Here is a 20281-nt window from a genome sequence, read left to right as displayed (position 1 = left end):
GGACTATTGAAGAGTGCTATATCTCGCAGAAGTAAGAAAGCAGAGTAAAGGCTTTATCGGCGGCTCGAAGACGGAATTAAAACTTTTGGCTTGTGAGCGCAATGACCAGACTTGGAGTTCTATCCAAGGTGAGGAAACGATCGCTTCGGAGGAAGCAAGTAGCTTTGAGAATGGCGCTCTGGTAATTGTGAATTTGAGTGGAAATAGACAAGTTCAGGGGGTGCCGGAACCAGCAGGGAATAGATTGGTTGGGCTGTTGCAAAAGTTCTCGCGGGAATTGGAAAAGTCTAAGGGTCAAGAAGAGGAAATTGAGACTTGGAAGCAGTCTTTGACTTATCAAAGTCAGGAGCTTAGTCGTCGGGAAATGGAGTTGGAAGCTGAGTTGGACCGGCTCGAACAGGCGAAGGAAGAAGTTGAACGTCTCGAAGAACAACGTCAGGAAATTGAAAGTACTCGTGAGGAAGCAGAAAAACTTCGCGAGGAGTTTGAGCGTAAAAGTCAGGAACTTGAAGGTGCTTGGGCGCATTTGCGTGGAGAACAAGAAAAGTTGGCGGCGCTTCAAAGTGAAGTTCAGCAGTCTGCTGGTTTAAGTGAAGAGGATACTGCCACGATTAAGGAATTGTTGAATTATCTTGATTCGGTGGTGGCTCCTACGGATGTGCTACGAGAACAAATCGATCGCGCTTTGCTGGCTTTTAATAGTTACCAAGAACTGATCGATAATTATTCTCAGCAACTAGAGCAAGAAAAAACTTTAGCTCAACAAAGACAAGCTGAGGTGGAGCAGCAGTCAGAAAAAATTAAGGAGATTACAGGTGTTTTACAGGAGGAGGAAGCTTCTTTAGCACAAGGGAAAATAGAGTTGCAGTTGCAGCATAAGGCGATTGAAATGAAGCGTTCTTCGGTGCAGATAATTAAGCGATCGCTACAAGCAACTGAGCAACTTTATGAGTCTATTTCTCAGTTGGGTACAGATCCCGCAGAAAATAAGATTGCTCAAACTGTAGATGTGGAGGTGTTGGAAAGTATGCCTCTGGAAGAGTTACAGGAGCAGGTGGATAAGTTACAACAGGATTTGGATAATCTTCAGCGTTTTGTTGATGACCAGGAAGAAGAACTTAAGTTACAACGCGATACGGTTGAGGAACTCAAAGAAAAGCTCAACAATGCTAGTGTTTATGATGCTCCGGCGATCGAACAAGAACTTGCTGATGAGGAAGAAAGAAAGGGAATGTTGTCTGAAACGCTGGTAGGTCAACGGCGTAGTTTGGGAGAGCGACAGGTAATTTTAAATCAACACTTGCGGGTATTGCGGCGGCGACAAGGGATTATTGAACCCGATCGCGATAATCAAGATATTGACCTGCGACCAGTTTTAAATCGCCTGGAAGAACAACAACAGGAACAAGAGGAGAATTTGCAAAAGCTGGAAGGTGAAATTGAGCAGATGCAAGCTAATATTTCTCAAGCTGAGGAGATGGTTGAGCAGCAGACTAGTCGCAATGAAGCTAAACGTCAGGAACTTCAACAGTTGGAGTCAAGTTATCAGGAAGCACGGTTAGCGGTGGCTAAACTCTGGGGTCAGGTGCATCTTTATGAAGAAAGTTTACAACCTGCTCGGGAGAGCTTGAATCAATTGCAACAGGAGCTAGAATCGATCGCGTCAACGGTTTCTAAGGTTCAACAAAATGGGGAATATCAAATTCAGGCTATTTCCCAAATGCACGAAGCAATTGATAGTTTACATTCTGCTCCGGAAATGGCAGCAGGTTAAAGATTCTTGGCAATTAAACTATTGACAAATAAAGCGAAATACGATTGAATCATTCTCAACTTCAGCGATCGCCCCTCCCGGTAGAGAGGAGGTGCGAGAGCGGTTGGGAGCGTTAATTAATTGGGTTAGTTGTTCAATTTGCTCGTAGTTAGGCGTTCGCTGGAGAACTTTTTTTAGCAGTTGACGCATGACACGGCGTTGTAAAGCTAGGGGAGCTTGACGCAAGCAAGCAAGATTTAATCCGAGTTGTTGAGGAATTTGTGCTTGTTCAAAAAGCTCGCGAGCGCAAGATTCGAGATATTCCACATCAGCTCGCAAAAGTTCCGCAGTTTGGGCGATCGCTGTTTCTACTTGCGGGTTAAATTCAGCTTTTAAAGAAGGAATCACCTGCGATCGCAGACGGTTGCGCGCATAGTTAAGATTTTGATTAGCCGCATCTTGCCAAACTGGTAAAGCAAATTGCTGACAAAATTCCCCAGTTTCACCACGAGAAAAATTCAGTAAAGGACGCACCAAACGTACAAGTGGCGTTAAATCCCGTTGCCAAGAGAGCGCTTGTAAACCATCCGCACCAGTACCTCGAATCAAATTATAGAGCAAAGTTTCCGCGCGATCGCTTTGAGTATGACCTGTCACGACGATCGCAAAGTTATGTTCTCCAGCAATTTCGCTTAGAGCTTGATAGCGCCACTGACGAGCAGCCGCTTCGGTTTCCTTGAGTTGAGTCGTACTTTGAAGATAAAAAGGAATTTGCCAAGTTTGTGCTAATTCCCCGACATGAGCAGCAATACCAAAATCAGTAGCCCAACCGTGATCGCAATGAGCGATCGCTAAATCCCACAACCACTTAGGTTGTAAGTCTAGCAAAAGTTTCAACAAGCACAAAGAATCTTGACCGCCAGAAACAGCTACTAAAACTCGCTTTTGTGGAGGTAATAGTTTTCTTTGGCGCAAGGTTTGATGTAGCCTTGCGTGGAGAAGTGTCCAGCTAGTGCTTTGAGTCATCGGATTTTGGGTTGGAGAACTCCGATTGAAACTGCTAATTTTGGTTCGATCTCATCATTTTTTCCCAACTATTTTTTCAACTAAACTCGTTCTCGTTCATATCCTGCCACACATCATCAAATAACATATCTTCCTGAGAATCTTTTTTCTCCTGATTATTTTCTGAGAGGTTAGGAAAATCAAAATTTTCATCATCTCCAGCTAAATCTGCCAAATCTAAATCTTCCTCGTCACTAGCAGAAAGTTCTCCCATCCCAAAAATATCTTCATCTTCAGTACCGACTAACTCTAAATCTTCGTCAATACTTTGGGAAAGTTCGGTTAAATCCTCTGAACTTTCCTCATATTCAATGCTTTCTTCTGTCTCACCAAGGTCAAAATCTTCCTCATTGCTAAGAACATTTGCCAGATCGATTTCCTCTTCTTCAGTTGAAGTATCTTCTTCCCAATTAAGCTCTTCACTATAACTTTCGCCGATACCTTCTAACTGAAAATTTTCTTCTTCGCTGGTAGTAGAATTGTCTATTTCTAAGTCACCACCAAGATCGAAACCTTCCTCTGTTTCAGAATTAGATTCGCCAAAATCCAAATCTGACTCGTCAGCAAAAGGATCTGACATATCTTCTAATTGCTCTTCTTCGTCCTCACTAAAACTCTCATCTAAATCAAATTCTGCTGCTGCGGCTGTAGTCTCACCTAAATCGAGTTCTTCTTCTTCCTCACTAAAACTATCGCCTAAATCGAGTTCTTCTTCGTCACTAAAACTATCGCCTAAATCAAGTTCTTCTTCTTCCTCACTAAAACTATCGCCTAAATCAAGTTCTTCTTCTTCCTCACTAAAACTATCGCCTAAATCAAGTTCTTCTTCTTCGTCACTAAAACTATCACCTAAATCAAGTTCTTCTTCGTCCTCACTAAAACTATCGCCTAAATCGAGTTCTTCTTCTTCCTCACTAGCAGATAAATCTAAATCTAATTCTTCTTCTTCAACTAAAGCAGAACTCTCCTCAAGGTCTAATTCCGGTTCCTCTGGTTCTATATCTTCGAGTCCGAGAACTTCCTCAGTTTCTGAAGTTTCTGAAGTAGTTTCTGACAAATCTAAGCTTGACTCTGACTCAGATTCAGTTAACTCTAGTTTTGCTGAAGAAGTAACTGACGAGACTTCTAAATCTAGTTCTGCTGTTTCGTTAGTAGCAATATTTTCAGGTTTTGCCACTGTTTTTTTTTGGGTAGAAGTAGAACCGTTGCCGACACTTTTAGCTTGCTGCTGGGGAGCAGTTTCCGTATCGTCAGGGCAAAATTCAAGGTTAATTCTGACTTTGCCTTTTTTCCATCCTGTAGCGCCATAGCGAAGAACTTTGCACTCAACGCCTTCTTCGCTAAACCAGGCATTATTGTCTTCAGTAAACCCACCAATACCGTATTCGAGTAGCTGCTTTTTCAGGGCTTCTGTAAATTCGCCCGATTGGAACGTGTGATGCGAGATCAAAAACTGATCGGAATCTTCAATTGTGAGAACTTCACCACTGAAAAGCGGCGAGAACTGATTATCCACGACTATTTTCCCCCATTTAGTTTTTTTACCGAGTTACTTCTTGTCAATAATGGTTAACTTCTAATTTTTGCCTGCGTCAAGAATTAAAAGAACCAGCCATAGGAATGTAACCCTTTACCAAGTAGATTGACCCCTAAATAGCAAATCCAGACCACAATTAAACCTGTAGCTGCTAAAATTGCAGGTCGCCTGCCTTGCCACCCTTTGGTTATCCTAGCGTGTAGGTAGGCGGCAAAAACTAGCCAAGAGATCAAAGCCCAGGTTTCTTTTGGGTCCCAACTCCAGTAAGATCCCCAAGCTTCATTTGCCCAGACTGCACCTGCAATAATACCAATTGTTAGTAAGGGAAATCCTAATCCGATCGTGCGATAAGAAATGTTATCGAGAGTTTCGGCGAGGGTAAGACGCTGTGGGGAGAGAGTAGGAGTAGGTTTAATTGTTGATTTGGTTTCAGTTTCCTGAGCGTTTCGCTCTAAAACGGCGGTTGCGATCGGAGTATTAGTTGGATTGAAATTGGATAGCGCCGAAGTTGTGGGAATCTCGCTACTGGTTTGAGTTTTGACTTGGAGTTGGTAATTTTTGCTGCGGTTACTACCTGTACCCACTGAACTACCACGGAGTTCGATTTTTTGTCCGCGAGTTACGAATAAATAAGCGATCGCTAACAGCGAACCTACCATTAAAGTCGCATAAGAAAGCATCATCACGCTAACGTGCATCATTAGCCAGTTGGATTTTAAGGCTGGAACTAATGGTTCGGCCGTTTGCATTTCTGCTGGTAGCGACAGGGCTGCAAAGGCGGTAACGCCCATTGCTACTGGGGCTGTGGCTACGCCGACTAAACGACTGCCACTTTTGAATTCGGCTAATAAGTGAACTGCGGTGATTCCCCAAGCTAAGAAAAATAATGATTCATAAAGATTGCTTAAAGGAAAGTAACCTGCTTCGATCCATCTAGCACCGAGTAAGGCGGCGATACAAAGGTTGGCAGATGCCATTCCTGCACTTCCTAAAGCTTGTAGATAGGGAATACGGGGAAATGATGCTCCTACCCAGTAGATCAACATGGTCAGGAACAGGAGCGCAAATGAAGTATTATCCAGGAAGTTCTGGAGTGTGACCAAATTCATAAATTCTCTTTTGTCTAAAACGAATTTTAACTTTTGTTTGGCGATTGATACCAAACCTCTAGCTAGAAACTTTCTTAGTTTATTGTGCCAGTTCCCAGTTATCAGGGAGCAGTTAACAGTGAACAGTGAACAGTTACCAGTAATCAGTTATCAGGGAGCAGTTAACAGTGAACAGTTACCAGTAATCAGTTATCAGGGAGCAGTTAACAGTGAACAGTTACCAGTAATCAGTTATCAGTTAGCAGTGACCAGTGAACAGTTACCAGTAATCAGTAATCAGTTAGCAGTGACCAGTGAACAGTTATTAGTTTATCCTCCTTGTCTCCCAATCCCCAGTCCCTAATCCCCTTTAGGAAGTGGTTGTTGGATTTCCAAATCTGATTGAGGAGCGATCGCCAAATTTTTGAGTTGTAGGACAATCTCGAAACGGGTACTGGTTTCGTCATTAGTTGCGGTGGTAAAACCGATGGTACGAATGGCATCCAGTAACATTTGCTGATGGGCTGGTAGTTGGAGGATACCCAAATTACCGCCGTTGATGGTACGTTCGACATCAAGAAAAAATTGATTTTCGCTGTTGTTGTTTCCGGTAAGTACCACTTTTTTAAACAACTCATTCGATCGCAAATTAGCTTTTGGTTGAGGTAAGAACTCTTCAGCCACTGGTGCGCCAATCGTGAGAAAAACCACATCTGATTCTAACCAACCGCGAGTAGCATTGATTCCTTCTAGAGGCGAAGTCCAGTTAACTACAGGTTTGCCGCCAATTTTAGTCGATTTAACGCCAAATTTATATTTGCTTGCAACAATTCGATCGAGTTCTGCCAGGGTTTTTTCGGCAGTAGAGCGATCGCTAACTTCAACCAGAAAGGCGATCGCGCCACCTAAATCGTAACCTGAGTGTTGCTGACTCGGTTGGTTGGCTGAAACTGGAATCACTGCGAGGGAAAATTCTTCTCCCATCCAAGGTAAAAAATCTTCTTCCCAATCTAAATCGGTAGTTGCTTTGATAAAATCGCTAATCGCATAGGGATCGAAGGGAATCAAGGGGAGAAGTTGACTATCTGCTACTAATCCTTGCCAAAACTGCTGCAAATCGCTTCCCGCTAACATCAAACGAGTTTCAATTGGCAGTAATTTCGGCATCCTTTCGGCACTATTGTCTAGCAAATAAGTTTGCTGACTATCTGGTTTCAGCCAGAGAATACCATCAATTGAGAGTTCTTCACCTTCAATCGAGACTGTACCAGCGACCCCTTGTTTTTGTTGCTGTTCGATCTCTTCGGTGGATACGGATTTAATTGAACTGGCGGCGGCTTCTTGCAGTGCTGTGGGTATATTGAGATAAAATTCAGCAAAAGGTTTTTCTGTCGTTAGTTGAGTTAATGACTCAGCGTAACCGGGAGTAGTCGCCAAAGAAGCAGCCCCAAAATAAGTATCGATTACTTGCTCGATCGCTTTGGGATGAGTAGCGACGATCGCGAAATCTCCTAAAATTGTCAGGGAATAATTCAGCGAGTCAGGAGATTTAATTTCTTTGATTTGAATTCGTTTATAAGTTCTCTCCAGGACTTTTGCGGTTACTGGTAAGTTAGCGTTATCCCACAACCTTTGTACTTGAATTGGATTTTTCACTGGCAAAATTGCCACTAAAGGTTGTTTAGTAAAAGTATCCTCGCGAGAAAGTTCTGACAAATTCAGACGAGGATCGGTTTTGCTAGTCGTCGAACCCAAAAAGGCGATCGTAATTTCTGAACCCAACCAAGGCTTGATATCGCGCTGGTATTTGTAACCATTTACCGTTAGTAACTCACTACGCCAGCGAGATAGCCTTCGTTGGAAAGCCGCTTGAGTTTCTGGGGTTCCCAATTCCCGAATTTGCTGCCATTGCCGGGAATTAGTCGAAATAGAAGCCACGAAAACTGCTTCTTGGGGAATTAACTCATCCGCAGCAGAAACCTCGATCGCGATCGACTCTTCTTGATTTTGCCACCAATAAGCCGCCGCACCACCACCCAAACACAGCAATACTAAAGTCGAAACAAACCAAAGATGCTTCTTGCGTTTTTTCTTAAACATTTACTCAACCTTAGCCAGCACCATTGCCAATTTACCACTTGTGGAAGGTCAATAATCCGTATCTTGGAGAAACTCCAGCAAAATTTGATTCATTTCGTCGGGACAGTCGGCGCTGACATCATGTCCGCAATCGGGGATAATCTTTAAGCGAGAGTTTGGCAAGCGATCGTCTAGTTTTCTCGCCTCAGTTACGGGAAACCAACGATCCTTCGCACCCCAAAGTACCAATGTCGGACAAGTAATTGTTTCTAGTTTGTCTTGAATTTTGCTTAACAGACAAGGTTTTTGTTGCTGCAAGCAGCTAATTTCTGCCGCAGCTTGCTTAACATCGATTACTAACCTTGTTGACGCATGGAGAAAATTAATATAAGGATAAGCTTGCCAATACACATCTTCTGGGGGAATTTCTCCTCTGACAACTACTTCACTACGAATTTGGCGTAAATTCCAGCGCGTCAGTGGTGCTAAAATTTTCGGCAAGCGCAAGATATCGATAATTCTAACTAAACTTAAGGGTATAACTGCCATAATTTTTAACCCTATATTCGGCAGTTTTTTCGGGAAAATCGTCCCACCAATGACTATTAAGCGATCGATCAATTCTGGTTTCTCTTCAGCCACTGCTAAACCCACTGCACCCCAAACTGACTCAGTTACAACCGCCGCCGCTTTGATTTCTAAGGCTGCTAAAATGCGTTCTAGTTCGATTATTTTATAACCAGATTTATCGGGATAAGCTGGTTTATCAGAAAAGCCATAGCCTTTAAGATCGAAGCAAATCACGCGGTAGTATTGAGCAAAAAAGTCAATATTGTGTTGCCAACTAATACTCCAAATTCCTAATCCATGAACAAAAATTAACGGTTTTCCTCTACCTTTTTCGCCGTAAGCAATTTGCACAGGATTACCCCTAGCATCGGTAATTTTCAGGTATTGACGACCTTGAGGAAACTGTTTTTGCCACCAATCTTGCATTTTCTTATTATTGGGCTGTCTTCGCACCCAAAAAAGTTTGATTTTTTATTTATTTCAGCCAAAAATTTTAGCGGTTTGCTTTTGTAGAAACTGTAATTTTAGTTTGACCGATCGCGCTGCCTAAATTTTACACTCGTGTCGGCGATTTCACAGCGATCGCTTGATACAATGTATTCCTTTCTTGGTAAGCTCGTCCTCGGGAAGTAATCGCTTGTTGTAATCTTTCTGGTTCCATACAAGTACCGCCTTTTGCCCCTGCCATTGTGGTAATATGTTCTTCCATCAGTGTCCCACCAATGTCGTTACAACCCCACCGCAAAGCTTCCGTTGCACCTGCTAATCCTAGTTTGACCCAACTCGGTTGATGATTTACGATCCAATTACCGAGGAAAATACGTGCAACTGCGGTTAATAATAAACTATCAGCGAGAATCGGTTGATCTCTACCTACCCGACGACGTAAAGGTTTCGGCGCTTCTTGTCCTACAAAAGGTAAGAGGATAAACTCAGTAAAGCGGGCAGGATATCCTTTTTTGATAGCAGTTTGTTGCAGCGATCGCAGCCTTTCTAAATGTACCATCTGTTGCTGCGCTGTCTCGATATGTCCTGACAACATTGTACTTGTTGTGGGTACGCCCAATTGATGTGCAGTTTCGACAATTTCCAACCAAGTAGCTGTCTTAATCTTTTCCGGACACAACACCTTTCTTACACTATCATCTAACACTTCTGCCGCAGTTCCGGGCATCGAATTAACTCCCGCATCTCGCAAAGCCGCAATAACTTCTGCATAACTAATCTTATCTTCCCTAGCAATAAACTGCACTTCCTGGGGAGAAAAAGCGTGCAAATGTAACTGGGGAAATTCCCTTTTAATTATTTCTACCAAACGCAGATAATAAGACAAACTAGCATCATTAATTTTCGCCGACAAATTCAGCCCACCCTGCATACAAATTTCCGTCGCACCCCGACTAACTGCATCGGCTGCTTTCGCTAAAATTTGCTCAGTTTCTAACCAATAAGCCCCCGCTTCATCTCCATCGCGACGAAACGCACAAAAGCTACAATGTTGCTCGCAAATATTCGTAAAATTGATATTGCGATTAACTACATAAGTCACTGTATCTCCTGCTTGTCGTCGGCGCAACTCATCAGCAGTCTCGCGAATAGCTTCTCTTACCGCAGGTTCATTTTGCTGTAAAAGCAAAACGCCTTCTTCGGGCGATAAATCTCCTCCATCTAAAGCATAATTCAGAATAGAGTTAAGCGATTTAGTTTTCATAGAATCTCAAAAAATCTTTTTATTCCTAAATAATATCATAATTATTTTCCTGCTATGCTTGTAGTTGCACCTTTAATCTCAAACTAGAATATTCGAGCTCGATACCTGAAAAATTTTAATTATTTATGCCGCAAATTATTTTTCGTCTCAAACCTTATCTACGTTGGTTAATTTTAGGAGCAACCTTATTTTTCTTAATTCAAGCTCTAAAAAGCCATTGGCAAGAAGTTCTCGCCATCCGTTTTCATAGCCAAGGCTGGCTTTATTTAAGTTTAGCATTAATAGTAACTTTAATCGCGCATACTTGGTGTGGTTGGGTATGGTTTTCCATCTTAAAAGAATTCCAACAACCTGTCAGCATTCCCTGGGCAATTATAGTTTTCTTGAAAACCAATATTGCTAAATATTTACCAGGAAATGTTTGGCATTTTTCCGGCAGAATTTTAGCAGCAACGGCAGCCAATATCTCTTTCGCCGCAGCTACAGTTAGTGTTGTTCTCGAACCATTATTAATGGCAGCAGCAGCACTTTTAATCGCTTTATTAACTGTTAATTCAGAAAATTGGTTCTTACAATTAGCGAGTTTAGCAGTTATTTTTGCTGCCATTCATCCCAGGTTATTAAATCCAGTCATTAAAAAAGTTAGCCGATTAAAACTCAAAAAAACACCAACAGTTGACGAGAAAAAAACTGATTTCCGAATTGAAAAATATCCGGTGCGTCCACTAATAGGAGAGTTGATTTTTGTTTGTTTGCGAGGTGCGGGTTTTCTCTTAACTGTGCTAGCTTTAACTACTATTAACCCAAGCAAAATTTTCTTGTTACTTGGTGCATTTAGTCTCGCTTGGTTACTAGGTTTAGTTGTACCTGGTGCGCCCGGTGGAATTGGTGTTTTTGAAGCTACAGCCCTAGCCTTACTTCAAGAAGAATTTGCTAGTGGGACAATTTTAGGTGCTGTTGCCTTATATCGCCTAATTAGTATCTTAGCTGAAGCTAGCGGAGCAGGGTTAGCGTGGTTTGGCGAAATGTATCTTTTAAAACAGCATAAAAAGTAACTTATCGCCGCTAATTAATTATTATTTAGAACTAGCTTTTAACCAATGAGAAAGATCGATTTCTAGCAAATCTTGTACTTGCAAAATATCTTCTCGATAAAGTTCGGTTAACTGTTTGCGAATATCTGACGGCATCTGAATTCTTTTAGTAAAAGCATTCTGCATTTTTACCGATAAATCAAGTCTTTGTTTGGGGGTTGTAAAAGGCTTAACTACAAATTTTAAGATTTTTTTGAGTGAATTATTTTGTTGAAATACTCGTTCAATTTTATTATATTTAATTTTTCCTCCTTTACGCAAAATTAAGGATGTGTCTGGCATAAAGCTGGCATCAACACCAATAAACTCAAAAAAATCAGCAAAAAACTCTTGTTGATTTTTCGTCAAGGAATCAAATAAGAAAAACTTAAATTGCTCTCTGCCAAATTCTCCTAAATACATTTTTAATGGAGCTGCATAAAATCCATTTTTCTTAACTTTTTTTTCGGTAAAAATTTCTTGAAAATCTCTTTCGCGTTTTTTAGTTTCTTTGAGTACATTGAAATGAGAAAAAGCTCTGTCAATTGGATTTCTGAGTACGACTATCAGTTTAGCATCTGGCACATATTTCTTAATTGTTCGACAAGCCTTTGGTGAATTCAAGTAAACACTGGAAACTTCACCTGCAATTTGTTCTTGGCTTTTATCCTGATATAAAGCTTGATATTCCTCAATTGTAGTTATTCTTTGACCTGGATTTCCTTCTCGACTAAAAAAGTCTATTCCTTTAATCGCAGGTAGATAAATTTCCGGATGCTGATCTAAATAAGAATGCAAAGACGAAGTACCGCATTTATGTCCGCCTAAAACAATGAATTGAGGTAGGTTCATAGTTAGTTTCGCCAGGATAATTGATTTAACAAACTAAGATTTTTATATTATACTATTGTTTAAGTAATATCCGAAGATAATCTTCCGATGCCGACCATTCAGTCTTATAAGTCTCGCCTTTAATTACAAGATTTTCTACTTGCTTTTCTTGAAGTTTTTTATCTTTAATAGAAATAATAGCACAAGGTGAAAACTGGTTATGGGGGTAGCTTTCTGATTTAGTAACAGAAATATTTTCTGGTTGAATATTTTCTAGTCGATAGGTGTTATTGTTATTTTTTTGAAACAGTACCCATAAGGGATATTCCCAATAGCGATTACCCACTGTTACACCCGTTCCCAAAGATAAACCGATATCAAAACATTCTTGGCGTTTGATATATTCAACTGCTGATGAGTAAGGTTCTTCTAACTGTGGTCTGTTCAGAAAATAAAGTGCTGTCCTGCTAGTATTAAATATATTGGTTTCTGCGAAAATTGGACGAAATTTATTTTGAAAAACCCAAGGTAAAGATGTAACGATAAGCACTACAGCTATAACTGTAAGTAAGTTCCGATGGAAGATTTTCTCAAAAACTAAACCTACGAAGGAGGAAAAGAGGACAAAAAGTATGAGATGATGACGAGGATGATAATATTGAATTTTTAAGAGAAAAGAAAAAAGAAACAAGCCGGCTATTAAGGTAACTAAATAGCAAAATACTCTTTTTTTGTGGTTTATTTTGGGGAAAATAAGCAACAAGCTAATGGCTCCACAGATTAACAAAAAATGGAGGGGATTTCCTGCTGTATTTTCATCAAATGATATTCCGGGAACGCTATATCCAGCAGGTGCAGTTATACGAGGGTCGTCAATTGCTAATCCGAGAAATGAGTGAATAATAGCGATTAATTTAGCAACTTTACCTGTCAGGGGAGTAATCCATTCTTCTAAGCCTAGATATCTAACTATATCGTTATGAAAGGCAAGATTTCTAATTAGATTAGAAATAAAAGCTGGCAAGGTATATATTTCCATTTTATAGTCAACGGCAAAGTTGTCTGGAGTTCCTAAAGGAGTAGCAAATAAATCTAGATTTCGGAAGTAATGACCTAAATTTAAACTAAAATATACGGCGGTGACAATAAAAATTGGTTTCCACAACTGCCAACGAAGGTGATTTATTTTAGCGAGAAAAAACCAGAGGAGAAAAGGAAAGGCAAAAATGTAACCTGAACTTTTAGTTAAAACGGCTAATCCGACACTAGCACCAATACCTAATAAGGTAACAGTGCGAGGTTTTTGTTTTGATAATCCCAGGAGGATATAGTGAGCTAGACAAACTAACCAAAATGTAACTGCATAATCATTTTGAGTGCTAGAACTTTGGAGAATTCCCATAGGAATTGTCGCACAAAAAACAGCAGCAAAAATTTGTCCGTTTTTATTTGCACCAAGCTGTTTAGCGATTAAAGATACACCAAGAATACTACCAAGCATACTAAACCATTGCACCAAGTTAGCCCAGCGATCGCCGCTACTGAGAATCTGCAAGTGCATAATGATATACTCGGCAAAGGGTGGATGAAACAACTGGGGTAAGTTATAAGTAGGATAATGGGCGACGCTGCGGTTTTGTATCCAATGAACTACGCGACTCATGTGATAAGTCATTGAATCCCAAGTATTAGGTGGTGCTACTACTGCAATTAAACCCACTGTAGCGACGATCGCAGCTACACCTCCTAGTAAAACCAGGTTAGCTGGAGAAATTTTGGGAAGAGGAGGAACTTTTAGCGATCGCTGTTTTTGTTTGATGAGTCGATAATAAATAAAACCCCCAGTAATGAGAGTTAAAAGCCACAAAGCTAAAACTGAACTAAAGGTTAAAAATTTAAACAAACTTAAGATTTCAGTAAAGGCGGCAAGCAATACTCCCCAAACAACTGCTGCTGTTAAGCTAGCACTACGCCAGTCTTTTTCTGGACTCCAGAAAATTAGCCAGAAAATAATTAAGCAAATTAGTGGTAAACAGGCAAACATTTTTCTTACCTCTATTAAATAAAATCTCAGTTAACTAATTTTTTTTCTTGAGTTGCCAAAGTGTCGCACTAGCTGAATCGGTGGGAGTTAATTCCTTTTGCCAATAATAAGTATACTCAATTTCATAATTAAGCTTATTTTTCAACAATTGTTCTAAGGAAACTTTCGACTTGTAGACGAATAATTCGCTAAAAGAATTGCCTACTCGATCTAATTTTTTCAGGTTACGGATATCTTGAAGTCCTACGTTAGAATCTACAACATGACTGAGAGTCATGCAGTCAAACCAAGCACAAATAACCAGCGATCGTTCTGCTTGATTCACAACTTTTGCTATCTGGTAATGATAATATTCTCGGTATTTGTTCCACCAAGCTTCGGCTTGAATCACTTGAAAACACGATAAAGTTCCGGCAAAAATGATCGTAACTGCGAGCAATTTCCAGAAGATCGATTTCCATTTTTGTCTAAAATCAAAGGTAATTTTAGTAGCTAATAGATAAGCCACTGCTATTTGAATACTAACAAAACTAGGTAGTAAATAGCGAAAGATAGTTGAACGTTGTCCTCCCATAATTACGTCTGGGATTGCTAATGCTAAGAAAGTTACTGCTGCTAACATCCAGACAAACAACCAAGTTCGCTTCGGTGTCCGCTCCCAGAGAAAGTAGAAAGCATATCCGATGAAGAGGATAACTGCTAAATAAAGTAATAAATATTTATTCCTGAAAGTTAAATTAAAATCAATAAAAATTGAGTTAAGATGAAAAATCCAAGTTTTACCTAATGCAGAAATAGGTGCAGGTTTTTTTGTCCAACCAGTATTTTCTTCTTCGGCAAAAATAATCACCAAAATCCAAGGTAAAAACAGAAGCATTCCTGCTAAAGAAGCTAAGAGATAAGCGCTCAGTTTTTGACTAAATCGAAAGCTTTCCAGAAAAAAGATATATATACCTTGTGCTAGGGCAACTAAAATAGAAAGTAGCGATGTATAAAGTCCTAGTGCTAGGGTGATTGCGTAAATAATCCAAGTGAACTTGGTGTTGATACGCATCGCTCTTAGCAATGCCCAACTTGATAGTAAAATTGTAGCTATCCAAAGACTATACTGACGTGCTTCCTGAGCATAAAGAATTTGAAAAGGAGATACAGCTACAAGCGCAAGCGCCATTAAAGCTACTGACGGCAACGCAAACAATTCCAAACATAAAAAATAAATGCAAGGAAATACCAAAAAGCTGAATAAAACAGACAAACTTCTTGGTGTGATAACAGCATCACCCAATAGCTGCATCCAAAATCGAGCTATTAAGTAGTATAAGGGCGGATGTTCGGGGTGTCCAACTAAAGCATTTATCGCGTCACGTAAGTTTTTTTTGGAGTTGGGACGTTGATATTTCTGTAATTCTTCGGGACTCATTACCTGTCCCTGCATAGCAAATTCTTGAAATTCTTTTGATTTATAGCCTGCAATCCGATATGAACCAGCAGCTTCGTCACCCCAATAAACTTTTTTCTCGATGTTGACGACTCGAAATAAAATACCTATCACTAAGAGAAAGATTACTAAAATTCGCCACCATTTAGAAGGATAAATATAGTTAAATGTTTGCACTTTTTCCATTGTTATTTTTGGGCTCGCTATTTATTTAGTTCTTCACTATCTGGCAAATCGCGCGATCGCTCTTGAGGACGTTGAACTGAGTTCGAGTGCTGGGTTTCTGCTAAAACTTTTTGGGGAAATTGACGACGACGACGATACCAAGTAGCACCTGCAACCAGGATTCCTGTTAAAGCTAAAGCGCCTAATAAAGGAAGTACATCTCCTGTTTGCATCGCTTTAATTCCCGAACTCCCAATGGTTACAAAAGGTAAAACTCCGGGAACTGTTCCTAAAATTGTTCCCCATAAATAATCTTGAAAACGAATCGACGTTAAGCCAGCAGCAAAGTTAACTAAACCATAGGGAATAATTGGTAATAGTCGGATGGCGAACAGATAAAATAAGCCACCTTGACGAATTTCTGCGTCCATTGCTTCCCATTTTCCTGCAAGTTTCTGGGCAATTAATTCTCTGCCGATGCTACGCGTAAAAGAAAATGCAACTACTGCGGCAATTACTGCGGCTAGACTCGTCCATAAAGTCCCCATCCAAGCACCAAAAATTGCTCCACCTGCGAGGTTTAAGGGTGTGGAAGGCAAAATCAGTAAAGTTCCAATTGTATACAGGACAATGTAAATAATTGGTGCTAAAATTCCTGCTTCTTCTAGCCAATTTTCTAACTGTTCTTGGTTAATTCCACCTAAGAGATAAATTCCTAAAGCTGTAGCAAGAATACAAATAATAGTAAGAATTAAAATACTACTTTTAAACTTGGACATCAAAGTGTCTCCTGAGTAGTTTCTTCTAGCTGTTCGTTTGCGAAACCATAACTTTCTCGAACTAAATAAAGCGGTCTTCTTTTGACTTCTTCGTAAACTCGACTGAGATATTCACCGATCGCGCCTAAACTAATCAGCTGAATTCCGCCTAGAAATAGTGTTACTACCATGATTGAAGCATATCCAGGTACATCGATCCCCCAAATTAAGGTACTAATAATTAAAAAGGAACCGTATAAAAATGCGAGGAAAGAGACTAGAATGCCAATATAGCTCCAAATTTTCAGAGGAATCATACTAAATGAGGCGATCCCGTCGATAGCAAAATTCCAGAGTTTACAGTAATTCCAGGTGGTTTTACCTTTGTAACGTTTGGGGCGCTCGAAAAGGACAGAAGTTTGTTTGAAACCTACCCAAGCAAACATTCCTTTCATAAAGCGAGTTCGCTCTGGCATTTGCTTAATTGCTTCGACAACTTTACGATCCATTAAACGAAAGTCGCCTGTATTAGCGGGGATAGGAACGCGACTCATTTTAGCAATTATTCGATAGAAATTATTGGCGGTAAAGCGTTTGAGTAAGCTTTCTTCGTTGCGCGATCGCCTGGTGGCATAAACTACATCGTAACCTTCATGCCATTTGTCCACTAATTGTTTAATTAATTCTGGCGGATCTTGCAAATCGGCATCAATGGGAATTACGGCTGCACCGCTACTGTAGTCTAATCCTGCACTAAGAGCGATTTCTTTACCAAAGTTCCGGGAAAAGTTAATGACTTTAATTGCTGAGTTGCGCTGGTGATGGGCGATTAAATACTCGATAGTATTATCTTGACTACCATCGTTTACGCAGACAATTTCATAGCTAACTTTCATTGGTTCCAGAACTGATTCTAGTCGCTCGAACAAGCAATCTAGATTTTGTTCCTCGTTATAGACGGGAACTACAATACTAAGCTCAATTTGCTCAGAATCAAGGGACATAGCCACTAACTTATCAGTAGGGTAACTTGCAACTTAAGCAATTTGGTTAGACAATTGTGGTTTAGGATCTTTGTTTATTATTCAAGCAGAAAACTTCTCAGTTGAGACAAAAAATTTCACTGAAAAGTAGTTTTCTAGGTCAGGAAAAATATTTCGGTAAATAAAAATTAATTATGGTGCGGATCTCGCTTTTATCTCAAGGATTCCATGACTTTTAACCAACCACATTCATTATTGCCCGTTCCCTCTGGTATTCTAGAAATTTCTGAGCTAGCAGTTACTAGCAAAATGCGCTTATCGCTGGTGCTACCTACATATAACGAAGCGAAGAATATCAAAGCAGCGATCGCTATTCTCTCACAGTTGCTTGATGCTACTCTGCCGGAAGCTTATGAATTAATTGTGGTTGATGACAATAGTCCTGACAAAACTTGGAAAGTAGCCCAGGAACTAATTCCTCAATATCCCCAACTGCGAGTAATGCGTCGCACCAAAGAAAGAGGACTTTCTACTGCCGTTATTCGCGGTTGGCAAGCTGCTACAGGTGAAATTTTAGGAGTTATTGACGCTGACTTACAACATCCACCTCAAGTGTTACTTAAACTTTGGCAAGAAATCGAATCTGGTGCAGATTTGGCGCTAGCTAGTCGCCATGTGGAAGGAGGCGGAGTTAGTGAATGGAGTTTCATCAGGCGGTTTTTGTCTCGCGGCGCACAAATGGTCGGTTTAATTATTTTACCGGGTGTTCTGGGTCGGATTTCCGATCCGATGAGTGGTTATTTTTTAGTCCGCCGTCGCTGTGTGACGCAAATCACTCTTAATCCTTTGGGTTACAAAATCTTAATTGAAGTGGTGGCTCGTGGTAAAATTCGCTGGATTGCGGAAACTGGTTATGTGTTTCAAGAACGTCATGCTGGGGAAAGTAAAGTTACTTGGAAGCAATATGTAGAATATCTCCAACATTTGTTACGCTTGCGCTTTTCCCTTTGGCCTCTACGTCGATTTTTCCGTTTTGGTGTAGTTGGTTTTAGTGGTGTATTTGTCGATTTGGCTGTGTTTTTTCTCTTACGAGAATTAATTGGTTTGGGGTTGACTCGCAGCGCAATTTTATCAGCAGAAGTTGCAATTATCAACAACTTTTTTGGGAATGACCTCTGGACATTCGGAGATATTTCTCGTCAGCAACGAGGCTGGCAGAAGCGCAGCAAAAGATTATTAAAATTTAATTTAATTTGCTTGTCGGGCTTGACATTAAATGTCTTGTTGGTCAATTTATTGTTTAACGTCTTTGGCTTTAACGAGTATTTAGCAAAGCTAGTCGCGATCGCGGCTGTCACTCTCTGGAATTTTTGGTTTAACCTAAAATTGAGTTGGCGCGTCACTGATTCTGGAATGTAGGTACTACTTAGGGTTTCCTAACCTAAGCTGCAAAAATTAACTATCAGCTACTTAAAATCAACCTCTTCAGCCTTTACGCCCCATTAAAAATACTCAATTTCCTGGCAGCAAATACTTAAATATACTTATTTGTTAACTAAAGATTCTAAGAGTTCAGTAAAACCAACTAAATATAAAGAGAAAACCAACTAAGGTGCTATTTTTAAAGATTCAATGAACCTTGCTCAAAACTAGAGACAAATCAAGAAAAATTGTTTAGATTAAATGTAGAAACCAAGAGCAAGCAAAAAGATACTCAGATGAAAAGCAATTTATCTAAATTAGTTGGTGCTGCTGTTTTGGCGGCTGGTTTGACATTAGCTTCTTCCTCTGCTGCTAATGCAGCCAACTTAGATTTCAGCTTCGATCAATTTACTGGCGATGCAGCAGAAGTAGATATTTCTGTTTCCGATACAGCAGATGGTTTAGGAGAAGGCGATCTTTTATTCACAGTTAAAGTAGGTGAGGGTTATATCGCAGATATTACCGGACTTTACTTCAATATTAGTGACGATTCGCTCTTATCTGGGCTTTCTGTAGCTGGACTCAACGGCGTTGACATCAGTGCTACCGAATTTAACGCTAACTCAGTCAGCAAAGTTGGCGGTCAATATAACAATCTTAATGGTGGCGGTCGAAACCGAGGAGATGACGTAGCTTTTGACATTGGTGTAGCCTTTGGTGGTGGTGGTGCAAGTCCTGGAGATGACTATCAAGAAGCAAGCTTCATTCTTTCTCACAACTCGACAAACTTAACTCTCAGTCAGTTCTCCTTACAAGACTTTGGCGTTCGTCTCAAGAGTGTAGGTGCAAATCGCGAAGGTAGCAGCAAATTACTCGGAACTTCCACTGAGTATGTTGCGGAAGTTCCTGAAACTCCCGAAACTCCCGAAACTCCCGAAACTCCCGAAACTCCTTACACTCCTCCCCAATCAGTTCCCGAACCTGGGATGACCGGAGCTTTAGGCTTGTTAGCAATTGGTGGTTTGTGCTATCGCAAGCGCAACAGAAAAAGCTAATATTGCTCCTGGCGGACATTTTCGGGAACGCTGACAGGAGAAAGATTAGCGATCGCGCGGAGATTTTGACAGCGAATCAACTCGGTAAAATTTAAGCTAGAACGCCCTTCAATTCGGGCAACCGTTTCTACAGCCTCTAACAAGTACCTTGCTGCTTCTGCTTCAGAATAACCCCGACGGAGAGCCACTTTTATTGCTGCTTCATCCGCATCAATTTCCCGACGAGAACTTTTAGCATTGCGCCAAATGCGAGTTGCGGCGATCGCGCTCAAACCGCCCGCCACAGCAACACCTAAAGCATCACCTTGGGAAAATTCGACAATCCCATCTAACAATCCCACTAAGACAATTCCTTGATAAACATTTGGTTTAAACCAATTAAACCCTAGCAACCAGCTTACCGACCTTAAGAGCAATAGATCTCGTTGCGATCGAGACAGATCTCGCCACAAATCGAAATTAATATAAATTGGTCGGTTCCTGCGGTGCCAAGGTGGAACAAAGGGTGCATCTATTACTTGCGCCTGCTGCGGTTTACTGACGATTTTAGTATTCATTCGACCAGAAGCAGGCATCAAATCTAACAAATGGCGAATTTCAGGATCGGGGTTCATTGTTCTTCAGTAGTGGGAAATTAGGATGTTTTAGTGAATTAACGTAACTGATAACTGATAATTGATAACTGATAATTGATAACTGGTAATTGCTC

The 20281-nt window shown here is 40.5% G+C and carries 17 protein-coding genes; 5 read left to right on the top strand and 12 right to left on the bottom strand.

Translation table 11 applies throughout. From position 1 onward, the window contains the following. Window positions 1–13: 13 nt before the first annotated feature. Window positions 14–1774, top strand: coding sequence for a pilus motility taxis protein HmpF (gene hmpF / locus G3T18_RS17550; protein ID WP_224411877.1), 1761 nt, complete (start codon window positions 14–16; stop codon window positions 1772–1774). Window positions 1775–1792: 18 nt separating this feature from the next. On the opposite strand, the gene tilS is transcribed toward hmpF, so the two are convergent. The 3 genes from tilS to ccsB form a co-directional block, all read right to left on the bottom strand. Then, window positions 1793–2779 carry a tRNA lysidine(34) synthetase TilS gene (tilS, locus tag G3T18_RS17545; protein ID WP_224411876.1) on the bottom strand — a complete coding sequence of 329 codons (987 nt, stop codon included), beginning with the start codon at window positions 2777–2779 and terminating at the stop codon, window positions 1793–1795. Between the two features lie 76 nt (window positions 2780–2855). After that, window positions 2856–4334, bottom strand: a complete 1479-nt coding sequence (locus G3T18_RS17540; protein WP_224411875.1) for a KGK domain-containing protein — start codon at window positions 4332–4334, stop codon at window positions 2856–2858. An 83-nt stretch (window positions 4335–4417) separates the two neighbouring features. Further along, on the bottom strand, window positions 4418–5464 hold the full coding sequence (ccsB, locus tag G3T18_RS17535; RefSeq protein WP_224411874.1) for a c-type cytochrome biogenesis protein CcsB: 1047 nt from the start codon (window positions 5462–5464) through the stop codon (window positions 4418–4420). 118 nt (window positions 5465–5582) lie between these two features. Here ccsB and G3T18_RS17530 point away from each other — a divergent pair, with 118 nt between their 5' ends. Next, window positions 5583–5807, top strand: a complete 225-nt coding sequence (locus G3T18_RS17530) for a hypothetical protein (RefSeq protein WP_224411873.1) — start codon at window positions 5583–5585, stop codon at window positions 5805–5807. On the opposite strand, the gene G3T18_RS17525 is transcribed toward G3T18_RS17530, so the two are convergent. The 3 genes from G3T18_RS17525 to cofH form a co-directional block, all read right to left on the bottom strand. After that, entirely contained in the window at window positions 5804–7543 is a 1740-nt protein-coding gene (locus G3T18_RS17525; RefSeq protein WP_224411872.1) for a DUF3352 domain-containing protein, read from the bottom strand. The genes G3T18_RS17530 and G3T18_RS17525 overlap by 4 nt on opposite strands. Window positions 7544–7591: 48 nt before the next feature. Further along, window positions 7592–8518 (bottom strand): alpha/beta fold hydrolase, encoded by a 927-nt coding sequence (locus G3T18_RS17520; protein ID WP_224411871.1) that lies wholly within the window; start codon window positions 8516–8518, stop codon window positions 7592–7594. A gap of 127 nt (window positions 8519–8645) precedes the next feature. Then, on the bottom strand, window positions 8646–9803 hold the full coding sequence (gene cofH / locus G3T18_RS17515; RefSeq protein WP_224411870.1) for a 7,8-didemethyl-8-hydroxy-5-deazariboflavin synthase subunit CofH: 1158 nt from the start codon (window positions 9801–9803) through the stop codon (window positions 8646–8648). Between the two features lie 125 nt (window positions 9804–9928). On the opposite strand from cofH, the gene G3T18_RS17510 reads away from it, so the two are divergent. Then, window positions 9929–10858: a lysylphosphatidylglycerol synthase transmembrane domain-containing protein gene (locus G3T18_RS17510; protein ID WP_224411869.1), complete on the top strand. Its 930-nt coding sequence runs from the start codon at window positions 9929–9931 to the stop codon at window positions 10856–10858. Window positions 10859–10879: 21 nt separating this feature from the next. Here the strand turns inward: G3T18_RS17510 and G3T18_RS17505 are convergent, their stop codons facing one another. Genes G3T18_RS17505 through G3T18_RS17485 form a run of 5 tightly spaced genes read right to left on the bottom strand, consistent with a single transcriptional unit; the run spans window position 10880 to window position 17116 of the window. Continuing rightward, the gene (locus G3T18_RS17505) at window positions 10880–11728 is read right to left on the bottom strand and encodes a sulfotransferase domain-containing protein (protein ID WP_224411868.1); all 849 of its coding nucleotides are present in this window, start codon (window positions 11726–11728) and stop codon (window positions 10880–10882) included. A 52-nt stretch (window positions 11729–11780) separates the two neighbouring features. Beyond that, on the bottom strand, window positions 11781–13751 hold the full coding sequence (locus G3T18_RS17500) for an ArnT family glycosyltransferase (protein WP_224411867.1): 1971 nt from the start codon (window positions 13749–13751) through the stop codon (window positions 11781–11783). 34 nt (window positions 13752–13785) lie between these two features. Continuing rightward, window positions 13786–15375, bottom strand: coding sequence for a glycosyltransferase family 39 protein (locus G3T18_RS17495; protein ID WP_224411866.1), 1590 nt, complete (start codon window positions 15373–15375; stop codon window positions 13786–13788). Between the two features lie 17 nt (window positions 15376–15392). Then, on the bottom strand, window positions 15393–16133 hold the full coding sequence (locus tag G3T18_RS17490; RefSeq protein WP_224411865.1) for a TVP38/TMEM64 family protein: 741 nt from the start codon (window positions 16131–16133) through the stop codon (window positions 15393–15395). Then, a complete protein-coding gene (locus G3T18_RS17485; protein ID WP_224411864.1) occupies window positions 16133–17116 on the bottom strand; it encodes a glycosyltransferase family 2 protein in 984 nt (327 codons plus the stop codon). The genes G3T18_RS17490 and G3T18_RS17485 overlap by 1 nt, the downstream gene beginning before the upstream one ends. Before the next feature lie 207 nt (window positions 17117–17323). Here G3T18_RS17485 and G3T18_RS17480 point away from each other — a divergent pair, with 207 nt between their 5' ends. Further along, window positions 17324–18514: a glycosyltransferase gene (locus G3T18_RS17480; protein ID WP_224411863.1), complete on the top strand. Its 1191-nt coding sequence runs from the start codon at window positions 17324–17326 to the stop codon at window positions 18512–18514. A gap of 299 nt (window positions 18515–18813) precedes the next feature. Continuing rightward, window positions 18814–19572, top strand: coding sequence for a PEP-CTERM sorting domain-containing protein (locus G3T18_RS17475; protein WP_224411862.1), 759 nt, complete (start codon window positions 18814–18816; stop codon window positions 19570–19572). Here G3T18_RS17475 and G3T18_RS17470 read toward each other — a convergent pair. Further along, window positions 19569–20186, bottom strand: a complete 618-nt coding sequence (locus tag G3T18_RS17470; RefSeq protein ID WP_224411861.1) for a DUF3318 domain-containing protein — start codon at window positions 20184–20186, stop codon at window positions 19569–19571. The two genes, G3T18_RS17475 and G3T18_RS17470, sit on opposite strands and share 4 nt — an antisense overlap. Between the last annotated feature and the right edge of the window lie 95 nt (window positions 20187–20281).

The organism is Oscillatoria salina IIICB1 (assembly GCF_020144665.1).
In the GTDB taxonomy this organism is placed as follows: Bacteria; Cyanobacteriota; Cyanobacteriia; order Cyanobacteriales; family SIO1D9; genus IIICB1.
Note: the sequence above shows the minus strand (reverse complement) of the source record. Positions and strands in the feature narration are given on the sequence as shown.

Bases quoted from the DNA above. Each gene is read 5' to 3' on its own strand.
- tilS (WP_224411876.1), bottom strand. From the start codon at position 2,779: ATGACTCAAAGCACTAGCTGGACACTTCTCCACGCAAGGCTACATCAA.
- ccsB (WP_224411874.1), bottom strand. From the start codon at position 5,464: ATGAATTTGGTCACACTCCAGAACTTCCTGGATAATACTTCATTTGCG.
- G3T18_RS17525 (WP_224411872.1), bottom strand. From the start codon at position 7,543: ATGTTTAAGAAAAAACGCAAGAAGCATCTTTGGTTTGTTTCGACTTTA.
- G3T18_RS17520 (WP_224411871.1), bottom strand. From the start codon at position 8,518: ATGCAAGATTGGTGGCAAAAACAGTTTCCTCAAGGTCGTCAATACCTG.
- cofH (WP_224411870.1), bottom strand. From the start codon at position 9,803: ATGAAAACTAAATCGCTTAACTCTATTCTGAATTATGCTTTAGATGGA.
- G3T18_RS17510 (WP_224411869.1), top strand. From the start codon at position 9,929: ATGCCGCAAATTATTTTTCGTCTCAAACCTTATCTACGTTGGTTAATT.
- G3T18_RS17505 (WP_224411868.1), bottom strand. From the start codon at position 11,728: ATGAACCTACCTCAATTCATTGTTTTAGGCGGACATAAATGCGGTACT.
- G3T18_RS17500 (WP_224411867.1), bottom strand. From the start codon at position 13,751: ATGTTTGCCTGTTTACCACTAATTTGCTTAATTATTTTCTGGCTAATT.
- G3T18_RS17495 (WP_224411866.1), bottom strand. From the start codon at position 15,375: ATGGAAAAAGTGCAAACATTTAACTATATTTATCCTTCTAAATGGTGG.
- G3T18_RS17490 (WP_224411865.1), bottom strand. From the start codon at position 16,133: ATGTCCAAGTTTAAAAGTAGTATTTTAATTCTTACTATTATTTGTATT.
- G3T18_RS17485 (WP_224411864.1), bottom strand. From the start codon at position 17,116: ATGTCCCTTGATTCTGAGCAAATTGAGCTTAGTATTGTAGTTCCCGTC.
- G3T18_RS17480 (WP_224411863.1), top strand. From the start codon at position 17,324: ATGACTTTTAACCAACCACATTCATTATTGCCCGTTCCCTCTGGTATT.
- G3T18_RS17475 (WP_224411862.1), top strand. From the start codon at position 18,814: ATGAAAAGCAATTTATCTAAATTAGTTGGTGCTGCTGTTTTGGCGGCT.
- G3T18_RS17470 (WP_224411861.1), bottom strand. From the start codon at position 20,186: ATGAACCCCGATCCTGAAATTCGCCATTTGTTAGATTTGATGCCTGCT.